The organism is Citrobacter sp. RHBSTW-00570, from assembly GCF_013739755.1.
GTDB lineage: Bacteria > Pseudomonadota > Gammaproteobacteria > Enterobacterales > Enterobacteriaceae > Citrobacter > Citrobacter braakii.
In genome coordinates, this window is sequence record NZ_CP056399.1 from 3,565,522 (window position 1) to 3,577,919 (window position 12,398).

Sequence of the window (12,398 nt, forward strand, 5' to 3'; positions counted from 1 at the left end):
CAGCGGATGAAACTACAGAATTCTTTTCGCGACTATTCGGCTGAGTCCGCGCTGTTTGTGCGCCGGGCGCTGGTCGCTTTTTTGGGGATTTTGCTGCTAACCGGCGTGCTGATCGCCAACCTTTATAATCTGCAAATCGTTCGCTTCACTGATTATCAGACCCGTTCGAACGAAAACCGCATCAAACTGGTGCCTATCGCGCCGAGTCGCGGCATCATTTATGACCGCAACGGAATTCCTCTCGCCCTTAACCGCACCATTTACCAGATAGAAATGATGCCGGAAAAGGTAGACAACATTCAGGATACCCTCGACGCGCTGCGTAACGTCGTAGACCTGACGGACGACGATATTGCTGCCTTTAAAAAAGAGCGCGCCCGTTCACACCGTTTCACCTCAATTCCGGTAAAAACCAACCTGACTGAAGTTCAGGTCGCACGCTTTGCCGTGAATCAATATCGCTTTCCTGGCGTCGAAGTTAAAGGCTATAAACGCCGCTATTACCCATACGGCTCTGCGCTGACCCACGTAATTGGCTACGTATCGAAGATCAACGATAAAGACGTAGATCGCCTGGACAAAGACGGCAAACTGGCTAACTACGCGGCAACGCATGACATCGGCAAGCTGGGTATTGAACGCTATTATGAGGACGTGCTTCACGGCCAAACCGGGTATGAAGAAGTAGAAGTGAACAACCGCGGCCGCGTCATTCGCCAGTTGAAAGAAGTGGCGCCGCAGGCCGGGCACGATATCTATCTCACCCTTGATTTGAAACTCCAGCAGTATATTGAAACGCTGCTGGCGGGCAGTCGTGCCGCCGTGGTGGTTACCGACCCGCGTACCGGTGGTGTTCTGGCGCTGGTATCTATGCCGAGCTATGACCCGAATCTGTTCGTGGATGGTATCTCCAGTAAAGATTACTCCGGGTTGCTCAATGACCCGAACACCCCCTTGGTTAACCGCGCCACACAGGGTGTTTACCCCCCTGCTTCGACGGTTAAACCTTACGTTGCGGTTTCTGCGTTAAGCGCAGGCGTTATCACCCGCAATACCGGCCTGTTCGATCCGGGCTGGTGGCAGCTACCGGGCTCTGAAAAACGTTACCGCGACTGGAAAAAGTGGGGGCACGGCCATCTGAACATCACCCGCTCTCTGGAAGAGTCCGCGGATACGTTTTTCTATCAAATCGCCTATGATATGGGGATTGACCGGCTTTCCGAGTGGATGAGCAAATTTGGCTACGGCAAATATACGGGCATCGATCTTGCCGAAGAGCGCTCCGGCAATATGCCAACCCGCGAGTGGAAGCAAAAACGGTTTAAAAAGCCATGGTATCAGGGTGATACCATTCCCGTCGGCATCGGCCAGGGTTATTGGACAGCAACCCCAATCCAGATGAGTAAAGCGCTGATGATCCTTATCAACGACGGTTTGATAAAAGTCCCGCATCTGCTGATGAGCACGGCAGAAAACGGCAAGCAGGTGCCGTGGGTACAGCCACACGAACCACCCGTTGGCGATATTCATTCTGGTTACTGGGAAATCGCAAAAGACGGTATGTACGGTGTCGCGAACCGCCCTAACGGAACTGCGCATAAGTATTTTGCTGGCGCGCCTTACAAAATTGCGGCGAAATCCGGTACCGCGCAGGTCTTTGGCCTGAAAGCTAATGAAACCTATAACGCACATAAGATCGCCGAGCGTTTACGTGACCACAAGCTGATGACGGCCTTCGCCCCCTATGATAAACCCCAGGTCGCTGTCGCCATGATCCTTGAAAACGGCGGTGCGGGTCCGGCGGTGGGTACCATTATGCGCCAGATCCTTGACCATATTATGTTGGGCGACAACAACACCAATCTGCCTGCGGAAAACCCAGCGGTTGCAGCAGCGGAGGACCAATAATCGTGACGGATAATCCGAACAAAAAAACATTCTGGGACAAAATCCACATAGATCCCACAATGTTGCTTATTTTGCTGGCTCTGCTGGTTTACAGCTCACTGGTCATCTGGAGCGCCAGCGGCCAGGATATTGGCATGATGGAGCGCAAAGTCGGCCAGATCGCAATGGGCCTGGTCATCATGGTAGTGATGGCGCAAATTCCCCCCCGGGTGTATGAGGGCTGGGCGCCCTATCTCTATATCTTTTGCATCATTCTGTTGGTGGCGGTAGACGCCTTCGGCGCCATTTCCAAAGGTGCGCAGCGCTGGCTGGATTTGGGTATCGTGCGTTTTCAGCCTTCTGAAATTGCCAAAATCGCCGTGCCGCTGATGGTTGCGCGCTTTATTAACCGTGACGTTTGCCCACCATCGCTAAAAAATACCGCCATTGCGCTGGTGCTGATTTTTATGCCCACGCTGCTGGTCGCCGCCCAACCAGACCTCGGCACTTCAATTCTGGTCGCCCTTTCCGGTCTGTTTGTCTTGTTCCTTTCTGGTTTGAGCTGGCGCTTAATCGGCGTTGCGGTGGTTCTGGTCGCGGCGTTTATCCCGATACTGTGGTTCTTCTTGATGCATGATTACCAGCGTCAGCGCGTCATGATGCTGCTCGACCCGGAAACCGATCCGCTGGGCGCGGGTTATCACATAATTCAGTCTAAAATTGCTATTGGCTCCGGCGGGTTACGCGGCAAAGGCTGGCTGCATGGTACACAATCGCAGCTTGAGTTTTTACCCGAACGCCACACCGACTTTATCTTTGCTGTCTTAGCGGAAGAGCTGGGTCTGGTGGGGATCTTGATTCTGTTGACGCTCTACATTTTGCTGATTATGCGCGGATTATGGATCGCTGCCCGCGCGCAAACCACCTTTGGTCGCGTCATGGCGGGTGGCTTAATGTTGATATTATTCGTTTATGTCTTCGTAAATATTGGTATGGTGAGCGGTATTCTGCCCGTGGTTGGGGTTCCACTCCCACTGGTCAGTTACGGAGGCTCGGCACTTATCGTGCTGATGGCCGGGTTCGGGATTGTTATGTCGATCCACACCCATAGAAAAATGTTGTCGAAAAGCGTGTAAGGGGTACGCAATGCGTAAGCAGTGGCTTGGTATCTGCATCGCAGCAGGAATGCTCGCGGCGTGTTCGAGTGATGATGGTCAGCAACAGGTTGCTGTCGCGCCGCAGCCTGCGGTGTGTAATGGTCCGATTGTTGAAATCAGCGGGGCCGATCCGCGCTTTGAACCCCTGAACCCAACGGCGAATCAGGACTACCAGCGTGATGGTAAAAGCTACAAAATCGTGCAGGATCCCTCCCGCTTTAGCCAGGCCGGACTTGCCGCTATCTATGATGCGGAACCAGGAAGCAACTTAACCGCGTCTGGCGAAGCGTTCGACCCGATGCAGCTGACCGCTGCGCATCCGACGCTGCCTGTCCCCAGCTATGCCAGAATTACCAATCTGGCAAACGGCAGGATGATCGTCGTGCGCATTAACGATCGCGGGCCTTATGGCAACGATCGCGTGATTTCACTTTCGCGCGCCGCAGCCGATCGTCTGAACACCTCCAACAACACTAAAGTGCGTATCGACCCAATCATCGTCGCCCAGGATGGTTCATTGTCCGGACCGGGTATGGCTTGTACCACGGTCGCGAAACAAACTTATGCCTTGCCTGCGCGTCCTGATTTAAGCGGTGGCGGCAATATGGGAAGCATGCCTTCGCCATCGGATGCAGGTCAGCCGCAAGGCGATATTCGTCCGATCAGCAATTCCACGCTGAAAAGCGATGATCCAACCGGTGCGCCAGTAAACAGCAGTGGATTCCTCGGTGCGCCAACCACGCTCGCATCAGGCGTGCTGGAAAGCAGCGAGCCGACTCCGGTGCCGCAATCGACAACCACCGCACCGGTCACGTCAACCGCGCCGGCAGCAACACCAGCCGCCGTCACAGCTCCTGCGCCTGCGGCAACTGCCAACGGACGCTATGTGGTTCAGGTTGGCGCAGTCAGCGAGCAGTCGCGCGCGCAGCAGTATCAAAAGCGTTTAAGCCAGCAGTTTGGCGTTCCTGGCCGGGTGGTACAAAACGGCGCAGTCTGGCGTATCCAGATGGGGCCGTTTGCCAGCAAAGCCGAAGCCTCCACATTGCAGCAGCGTCTTCAATCCGAGGCGCAATTACAGTCCTTCATCACCGGCGTGTAATAACGTAAATCAGGTATCTGAACTGTCAGTTTCTGTAAATGACATTAACAAAGTCACGCGGAAAGTCAGATGCCTGCCAGTTATGCATTTGCTATAGTAGGGCACTTTTTTAAATTTCATCACGGACGTCGTAGTTCAGACCATGAAGACCACTTTTTCCGCTCGTTTCGTGCAGCGTATGGCGCTCACCGCGGCTCTCTGCGCAGCCTCTCTCTCTGCTGCCCATGCCGATGACCTGAATATTAAAACCATGATCCCGGGTGTTCCGCAGATCGATGCGGAGTCGTATATCCTGATTGATTACAATTCAGGTAAAGTTCTGGCAGAACAGAACGCAGACACTCGCCGCGACCCCGCCAGCCTGACCAAAATGATGACCAGCTACGTCATCGGCCAGGCGATGAAAGCCGGGAAATTCAAAGAAACCGATCTGGTCACCGTCGGCAATGACGCATGGGCTACGGGCAACCCGGTCTTCAAAGGTTCATCGCTGATGTTCCTCAAGCCAGGCATGCAGGTTCCTGTTTCTCAGCTGATCCGTGGTATTAACCTGCAATCCGGAAACGACGCGTGCGTGGCGATGGCAGACTTCGCAGCCGGTAGCCAGGATGCTTTCGTCGGCCTGATGAACAGCTATGTGAATGCGCTGGGCCTGAAAAACACCCACTTCCAGACCGTTCATGGTCTCGATGCTGACGGTCAGTACAGCTCGGCTCGCGACATGGCGATGATTGGTCAGGCTCTGATTCGCGACGTGCCTAACGAATACTCTATCTATAAAGAAAAAGAGTTCACCTTTAACGGCATTCGTCAGTTAAACCGCAACGGCCTGCTGTGGGATAACAGCCTGAATGTCGACGGTATCAAAACCGGTCACACCGATAAGGCTGGCTATAACCTCGTTGCATCCGCAACCGAAGGCCAGATGCGTCTGATCTCCGCCGTTATGGGTGGTCGCACCTATAAAGGCCGAGAAACCGAAAGTAAAAAACTGCTGACCTGGGGCTTCCGTTTCTTCGAAACCGTGAACCCGTTGAAAGTGGGTAAAGAATTTGCCTCAGAACCTGCCTGGTTTGGTAACACCGATCGTGCGTCGTTAGGCGTTGATAAAGACGTCTACCTGACCATTCCGCGCGGCCGCATGAAAGACCTGAAAGCCAGCTATGTGTTGAACACCACTGAACTGCACGCCCCGCTGCAGAAAAACCAGGTTGTCGGCACTATCAACTTCCAGTTAGATGGCAAAACCATTGAACAGCGTCCGCTGGTGGTGCTGCAGGAAATCCCTGAAGGCAACTTCTTTGGGAAAATCATTGATTACATTAAATTAATGTTCCATCACTGGTTTGGCTAAAAATCGAACACTTGAAAGTGTGATTTACGTCCCCATATACTAGGTATCCAGATAACTCCCACGCGCAGTGGGAGTTATTATTTTTTGATGTAACGCCGGAGCTGACATGAAAACCAAACTTAACGAACTGCTTGAATTCCCTACTCCATTTACTTACAAAGTAATGGGGCAGGCGTTGCCTGAGCTGGTTGATCAGGTGGTTGAAGTGGTACAGCGCCATGCGCCAGGTGATTACTCTCCGACGGTAAAACCGAGCAGCAAAGGCAACTACCACTCGGTCTCAATCACCATCACTGCTACACACATTGAGCAGGTTGAAACGCTGTACGAAGAATTAGGCAATATCGATATCGTACGCATGGTGCTGTAAAAACCTGTCGGTTACCCGCTGCATCCCCGCTCGGGTAACCCCTCCCCCCTGTGATATACTTTTCCCCTCTTTAACATTCTCTACGGAGATGCCGTTTTGTATCAGGATAAAATTCTGGTCCGCCAGCTCGGTCTTCAACCTTACGAGCCAGTCTCTCTGGCCATGCATGAATTTACCGATACCCGTGATGAAAACAGTCATGATGAAATCTGGCTGGTAGAGCATTATCCTGTCTTCACCCAGGGTCAGGCAGGTAAAGCTGAGCACGTATTGATGCCGGGAGATATTCCGGTGATCCAGAGCGATCGTGGCGGTCAGGTGACCTACCACGGGCCAGGCCAACAGGTTATGTATGTGCTGTTGAACCTGAAGCGTCGTAAACTTGGCGTGCGCGAACTGGTTACGCTGCTGGAGCAAACCGTCGTGAATACCCTTGCGGAAATCGGCATTGACGCCCACCCGCGAGCCGATGCGCCTGGCGTATATGTGGGTGAGAAGAAAATCTGTTCTTTGGGATTACGTATCCGTAAAGGATGTTCATTTCACGGCTTAGCGCTCAACGTGGATATGGACTTGTCGCCTTTCCTGCGTATCAATCCTTGCGGTTATGCCGGAATGGAGATGGCGAAAGTATCGCAGTGGGATAGCACAGCCACGACCGAGAGCATTCGCCCCCGCCTGCTGGCCAACATCTTCGCGCTGTTGGGTAACCCACCGCACGAGTACATTGCGGACTGAAAATACGGTCATACTTTGCCACGGCATATGTTGTGGCAAATGGCACAAAACAACAACTATTTTACATTTTGCCAGCCTGTCAGGCTGCTTTCTGGCCCGTTTCAATGATATACTGCGTATCACTAATTCAAAAATAGTTGATAAATGCAACATTCCCTTGAATTGAAACGCTTTCCTTCGTAATTCGCAACTGGAACACGCAAGCTATGAGTAAACCCATTGTGATGGAACGCGGTGTTAAATACCGCGATGCCGATAAGATGGCTCTTATCCCGGTAAAAAATGTGGCAACAGAGCGTGAAGCCCTGCTGCGTAAACCGGAATGGATGAAAATAAAACTGCCAGCTGACTCCACTCGCATCCAGGGCATCAAAGCGGCAATGCGCAAAAATGGCCTGCACTCTGTCTGCGAAGAAGCTTCCTGCCCTAACCTGGCTGAATGTTTCAATCACGGAACAGCAACCTTTATGATCCTCGGCGCAATCTGTACTCGCCGTTGCCCATTCTGTGACGTTGCCCATGGCCGTCCGGTTGCTCCTGACGCCAACGAGCCGTTAAAACTGGCTCAGACGATTGCGGATATGGCGCTCCGCTATGTCGTGATTACCTCCGTTGACCGCGACGATCTGCGTGACGGCGGCGCTCAGCACTTTGCTGACTGCATCACCGCGATTCGTGAGAAAAGCCCGTCGATTAAAATCGAAACGCTGGTGCCTGACTTCCGTGGCCGTATGGATCGCGCGCTGGATATCCTCACAGCCACGCCGCCGGACGTGTTTAACCACAACCTCGAAAACGTACCGCGTATTTATCGTAATGTACGCCCTGGGGCTGACTACAACTGGTCGCTGAAGCTTCTGGAACGCTTCAAGGAAGCGCACCCGGAGATTCCGACCAAATCGGGTCTGATGGTGGGTCTGGGTGAAACCAATGCTGAAATCATTGAGGTCATGCGCGACCTGCGTAGCCATGGCGTGACCATGCTGACGCTGGGGCAGTATTTACAGCCAAGCCGCCATCACCTCCCGGTTCAACGCTATGTAAGCCCGGATGAGTTCGATGAGATGAAAGCAGAAGCCATGGCTATGGGCTTTACCCACGCTGCTTGCGGTCCATTCGTGCGCTCTTCATACCATGCTGACATGCAGGCCAAAGGGCTGGAAGTGAAGTAATCGTGTAATACTCACTTACATATCAGCAATAAAAAACCGGCAAATCGCCGGTTTTTTTTCATGCAGAGTTTGCAGTATTACTCTTTATGAGAAAGCTTCTCAGCCTGAACGCTACCATCAGCCTCTTTCTTGGCATCGGCATTATCGTCGTTCATTGCTTTCTTGAAGCCCTTGATTGCCGTCCCCAGGTCTCCACCCAGAGTACGTAACTTCTTGGTACCAAACAGCAGAACAACCAGTGCGGCAACCACCAGCAGTTTGGTAATACTAATCTCACCCATAGATACCTTCTTGACTTAAACCAGGCTACATAAAGCGCCATATTAACCTGAGAATATTAACGGCCTTTCGACGCGCGCACACAATAGCAATCTGTAACAAGGTGAATCAAGCCTTGTTTAAAAAAACGTCATAATAATTGCGGTGGCGCAAAGCGTCGGTTACTTAACACCGGAAGTTGTGCCCTGACCTGCCTCACCCGCTCGGCGGAAACCTCGGCCATAATGAGAGCGGGCGTTTCAGCCGCCGCCGCAATAGTCACGCCAAAGGGATCGATGACCCGGCTTTGGCCGATATTCTTGTTACCGCATTCTCCAGCCGCAACCAGATAACACGTGGCATCCAGCGCTCTTGCCGCCAAAAGCGTGGCCCAATGATGCTCTTTTAACGATCCCCGCACCCAAGCCGCAGGTAAAACGAGAATCTCAGCCCCCTGCAACGCGTGCGCCAGCGCCAGCTCAGGGAAGCGCAGGTCATAGCAGGTCATTAGCCCTACTTTTAATCCGCCTACGTCCAGCAGCGGTGCTATGGCGTCCCCTGCATCGACATTACGTGACTCCTGAATCGAAAAGGCATCATAGAGATGTAATTTAGCGTAATGGGCCACTACCCGACCAGCCCGTAGCGCCACCAGCATGTTAAATGCCCGGCCTGGCACAGAGGGAACATGAATCGTCAGGATTGTCGTCATCTCATTTTGTGCGCTTTCTCGCAACAAATGCGTCAGAAACCCGCCTTCCAAAAGCTGAGCTGATTTCACTGACAGGTCAGGGTCTAAATCGTCACGCGCCAACAATGCCTCCGGTAATACCAGTAGCGACGCCCCCTCTCCAGCAGCCTGAGACATCAGTAAGGCGCAGGTTTCTGCATTTTTTTCCCATGAAGGTCCCACGGCAAATTGCCCTGCTGCAACGAACATATTCCCTCCAGAAAACTTTGTTAAGCTCGCCAACAACAATTATTCAGCGTTACACTCACCCTCTATACAATCAAATAGCAGGATTACGCAGTGTTACAACTCCTTTTAGCGGTTTTTATCGGTGGTGGCACAGGTAGCGTAGCAAGATGGATGTTGAGTATGCGGTTTAACCCGCTGCATCAGGCCATTCCATTCGGTACGCTGGCTGCAAACTTACTTGGCGCATTTATCATTGGTATGGGTCTGGCATGGTTTAATCGCATGACAAATATTGACCCAATGTGGAAGGTGCTGATTACTACTGGCTTTTGCGGGGGACTGACAACGTTTTCCACTTTCTCTGCTGAGGTAGTGTTTTTACTGCAGGAAGGACGCTTTGGTTGGGCTATGGTGAATGTACTGGTTAATCTGTTGGGATCATTCGCGATGACCGCCCTGGCATTCTGGTTGGTATCTGCCTCTCCCGCACATTGAAGCGAAAAAAACCCGCAATTAAGCGGGTTTTGAATGCTTGCTGTCGTATGCTTACAGAGCGATTACGTTTGCAGCAGAAGGGCCTTTGGCACCGTTAGTGATTTCGAACTCTACACGCTGACCTTCAGCCAGAGTTTTAAAACCATTGGTCTGGATTGCAGAGAAGTGTACGAACACATCTTTGCTGCCATCTTCCGGAGTAATGAAACCGAATCCTTTGGACTCATTAAACCACTTAACGTTACCTTTAATCTTAGACATCAAAATTACCTTTACATGAAAAATAGACACAAATGCTGTGTCGGGTATCAGTACAACAATTGTGGTGCACTTTGTCCAGTCGAACTTTATCAAAAAGTGATAAATGTCGCGTTATTTTTCAGTTAAACTTCCTATCACTATGTTTTTAAAAGGCTTTCCAATAAACCACCTGACAATACAGGTAGTACATCAAAACTGGAACCGCATCCACGCAAAGTAGACGTTGCCGTTGTTATACGTTCCAGGAATGTAGGTCATCTGAAACGTTGCCGGACCATAACCAATTGATGCCAGCGGTAACAGCACCGGTACCGGAATGTAGTTCCAGTTATCACGCGCGGTGAAACCGGCGGTAAAGCCGAGACCTGTATGGAAGTTTTCATCAGCCAGCGGTCGCCAGGTTTTTTCCCAGCCATAGCCGCCAATGGGTTCCCATTTATTGTAGGAATCCTTAAACGCCATGATATAAAGTCCGTGCCAGTTACCTTTATCATCCCAACGGGATTGACCAAACCCTGCACCCCACGGCCGTTCATTGTAGCGATCCGTTTTTTCTTTATCGTAGGCAAAACGCGCATGCCAGGTAATAGCAGGTACATACAGATCATAATGTTCCGGCTGCTGCCAGGTCTCACTGACATTATCTTTAAAAGTAGCAAACCAGCCTTTATCTTCAGCAGCAGCCTGGGAAGTGAAAGCTAACTGAATAAAAATAAATGAAAAAATGAGAAAATATCGTTTAGCGAAAATCACAACTTAATTACCATCCTGGGATTTATTATTAATTTTAGCAAACCCAACCTTAATGTCAGCTTAACAAAAATGCGCAAATAAAAAATCAGAATATTCCTCAGCCTATAACCTACCCCTTTATTTACTGAGCCATTTCATAGGAACTATTTTCTCTTTATTGCCAATAAATTGTGCTTTCCTGCGGCGAGAGTTAAATAACATCACAATAAATTAACAATAAAGCATCAATATCACCACAAAACACACACACCAACGCTGCGCTTCACAGTTTTTTATTGTGATATTCTTTTTTTAATCGCGATGCTGAAAAAACGGCTTAGCCATCGCTTGAATCCGTATTTTTATTGATTTCAATCAGCAAGAGTTATCGGTTTATTAGGCACATTCTGTCACCACTTTTTACTTTTTTTAGTTTTTTAACTTTCTGGGCAGCAATGCGACAGGGGAAACAATGTTGACATTTATTGAACTCCTTATTGGGGTTGTGGTTATTGTGGGTGTAGCGCGCTACATCATTAAAGGTTATTCCGCGACAGGCGTACTGTTTGTCGGCGGTCTGGTTTTGCTGATTATCAGTGCGTTGATGGGCCATAAAGTTTTGCCGTCTAGCGCAGCAACAACGGGCTATACGGCAACAGACATTGTTGAATATATTAAAATTTTGCTGATGAGCCGTGGCGGCGATCTCGGCATGATGATTATGATGCTGTGTGGTTTTGCCGCCTACATGACGCATATTGGCGCGAATGATATGGTGGTTAAGCTGGCCTCTAAGCCGCTGCAGTATATCAATTCACCTTATCTGCTTATGATTGCCGCCTATTTTGTCGCCTGCCTGATGTCCCTGGCGGTCTCTTCAGCAACCGGTCTGGGCGTATTGCTGATGGCGACATTGTTCCCGGTCATGGTTAACGTTGGGATTAGCCGTGGCGCCGCAGCGGCCATTTGCGCCTCCCCAGCCGCTATTATTCTTTCGCCAACATCCGGTGATGTAGTGCTGGCTGCAAAAGCCGCGGAAATGCCGCTGATCGATTTCGCGTTTAAAACCACGCTGCCAATTTCCATTGCCGCCATCATTGCTATGGCGATTGCCCACTTTTTCTGGCAGCGTTATCTGGATAAAAAAGAGAACATTTCTCATGAAATGTTAGATGTGGCTGAAATTACCACTACCGCCCCGTCGTTTTACGCCATCTTGCCATTTACCCCGATCGTTGGCGTCCTGATTTTCGATGGAAAATGGGGCCCACAGCTGCATATCATTACGATTCTGGTGCTGTGCATGCTCATCGCTGCTGTACTGGAGTTCGTACGAGGATTCAACACCCAGAAGGTTTTCTCGGGTCTGGAAGTCGCCTACCGTGGTATGGCGGATGCCTTTGCTAACGTGGTGATGCTGTTAGTCGCGGCGGGCGTTTTTGCCCAGGGTCTGAGCACAATCGGCTTTATTCAGAGTCTGATTTCTATCGCCACCTCGTTTGGCTCCGCGAGCATTATTCTGATGCTGGTACTGGTGATCCTGACTATGCTGGCGGCAATGACCACGGGGTCCGGTAACGCACCGTTCTATGCCTTCGTTGAGATGATCCCGAAACTGGCGCACTCTTCTGGCATTAACCCGGCTTACCTTGCTATCCCGATGCTGCAGGCATCAAACCTTGGACGCACAATCTCTCCGGTCTCCGGTGTGGTTGTCGCTGTCGCAGGGATGGCAAAGATCTCTCCGTTCGAAGTAGTGAAACGTACCTCGGTTCCGGTACTGGTTGGACTGCTGGTTGTGATTATCGCAACTGAAGTGATGGTGCCGGCGACGTCCGCCCTGATTGGCGGTTAACGATAACTGTCAGCATCTGACCTTGATACGCAAAATCATTTAAGCTGCATCAAGGCGGCAAGTGAAGACATCCCCAGTACCATAGATAATTATGTGACTGG

Annotated in this window: 13 protein-coding genes; 9 read left to right on the forward strand and 4 right to left on the reverse strand. The window is 50.9% G+C overall.

Translation table 11 applies throughout. The features are described 5' to 3' along the window. Positions 1-6 precede the first annotated feature (6 nt). The 7 genes from mrdA to lipA all read left to right on the forward strand — a co-directional run bounded on the left by mrdA (position 7) and on the right by lipA (position 7,777). On the forward strand, positions 7-1,908 hold the full coding sequence (mrdA, locus tag HV237_RS17070; protein WP_016152233.1) for a peptidoglycan DD-transpeptidase MrdA: 1,902 nt from the start codon (positions 7-9) through the stop codon (positions 1,906-1,908). Between the two features lie 2 nt (positions 1,909-1,910). After that, a complete protein-coding gene (gene mrdB, locus HV237_RS17075) occupies positions 1,911-3,023 on the forward strand; it encodes a peptidoglycan glycosyltransferase MrdB (protein WP_006685529.1) in 1,113 nt (370 codons plus the stop codon). A gap of 10 nt (positions 3,024-3,033) precedes the next feature. Then, on the forward strand, positions 3,034-4,143 hold the full coding sequence (gene rlpA / locus HV237_RS17080; RefSeq protein WP_047359497.1) for an endolytic peptidoglycan transglycosylase RlpA: 1,110 nt from the start codon (positions 3,034-3,036) through the stop codon (positions 4,141-4,143). A gap of 142 nt (positions 4,144-4,285) precedes the next feature. Then, on the forward strand, positions 4,286-5,497 hold the full coding sequence (gene dacA, locus HV237_RS17085; protein WP_003022711.1) for a D-alanyl-D-alanine carboxypeptidase DacA: 1,212 nt from the start codon (positions 4,286-4,288) through the stop codon (positions 5,495-5,497). A 106-nt stretch (positions 5,498-5,603) separates the two neighbouring features. Then, a complete protein-coding gene (gene ybeD / locus HV237_RS17090; protein ID WP_003022706.1) occupies positions 5,604-5,867 on the forward strand; it encodes a DUF493 family protein YbeD in 264 nt (87 codons plus the stop codon). A 96-nt stretch (positions 5,868-5,963) separates the two neighbouring features. Then, positions 5,964-6,605, forward strand: coding sequence for a lipoyl(octanoyl) transferase LipB (gene lipB / locus HV237_RS17095; protein WP_016152231.1), 642 nt, complete (start codon positions 5,964-5,966; stop codon positions 6,603-6,605). A 206-nt stretch (positions 6,606-6,811) separates the two neighbouring features. Then, a complete protein-coding gene (gene lipA, locus HV237_RS17100) occupies positions 6,812-7,777 on the forward strand; it encodes a lipoyl synthase (RefSeq protein ID WP_003022702.1) in 966 nt (321 codons plus the stop codon). Positions 7,778-7,854: 77 nt separating this feature from the next. Here the strand turns inward: lipA and tatE are convergent, their stop codons facing one another. Beyond that, positions 7,855-8,058, reverse strand: coding sequence for a twin-arginine translocase subunit TatE (tatE, locus tag HV237_RS17105; protein WP_016152230.1), 204 nt, complete (start codon positions 8,056-8,058; stop codon positions 7,855-7,857). A gap of 128 nt (positions 8,059-8,186) precedes the next feature. Further along, positions 8,187-8,975, reverse strand: a complete 789-nt coding sequence (locus tag HV237_RS17110) for a deaminated glutathione amidase (RefSeq protein WP_016155964.1) — start codon at positions 8,973-8,975, stop codon at positions 8,187-8,189. 90 nt (positions 8,976-9,065) lie between these two features. On the opposite strand from HV237_RS17110, the gene crcB reads away from it, so the two are divergent. Continuing rightward, positions 9,066-9,449 (forward strand): fluoride efflux transporter CrcB, encoded by a 384-nt coding sequence (gene crcB / locus HV237_RS17115; protein ID WP_003831281.1) that lies wholly within the window; start codon positions 9,066-9,068, stop codon positions 9,447-9,449. Between the two features lie 51 nt (positions 9,450-9,500). On the opposite strand, the gene cspE is transcribed toward crcB, so the two are convergent. Together cspE and pagP are read right to left on the reverse strand one after the other, a co-directional pair. Continuing rightward, a complete protein-coding gene (gene cspE / locus HV237_RS17120) occupies positions 9,501-9,710 on the reverse strand; it encodes a transcription antiterminator/RNA stability regulator CspE (RefSeq protein WP_000034825.1) in 210 nt (69 codons plus the stop codon). A gap of 189 nt (positions 9,711-9,899) precedes the next feature. Continuing rightward, positions 9,900-10,463 carry a lipid IV(A) palmitoyltransferase PagP gene (gene pagP / locus HV237_RS17125; RefSeq protein WP_016155963.1) on the reverse strand — a complete coding sequence of 188 codons (564 nt, stop codon included), beginning with the start codon at positions 10,461-10,463 and terminating at the stop codon, positions 9,900-9,902. A 451-nt stretch (positions 10,464-10,914) separates the two neighbouring features. On the opposite strand from pagP, the gene dcuC reads away from it, so the two are divergent. Beyond that, complete coding sequence (gene dcuC, locus HV237_RS17130) at positions 10,915-12,297, forward strand: anaerobic C4-dicarboxylate transporter DcuC (RefSeq protein WP_016152227.1); 1,383 nt, start codon at positions 10,915-10,917, stop codon at positions 12,295-12,297. Positions 12,298-12,398: the final 101 nt, after the last annotated feature.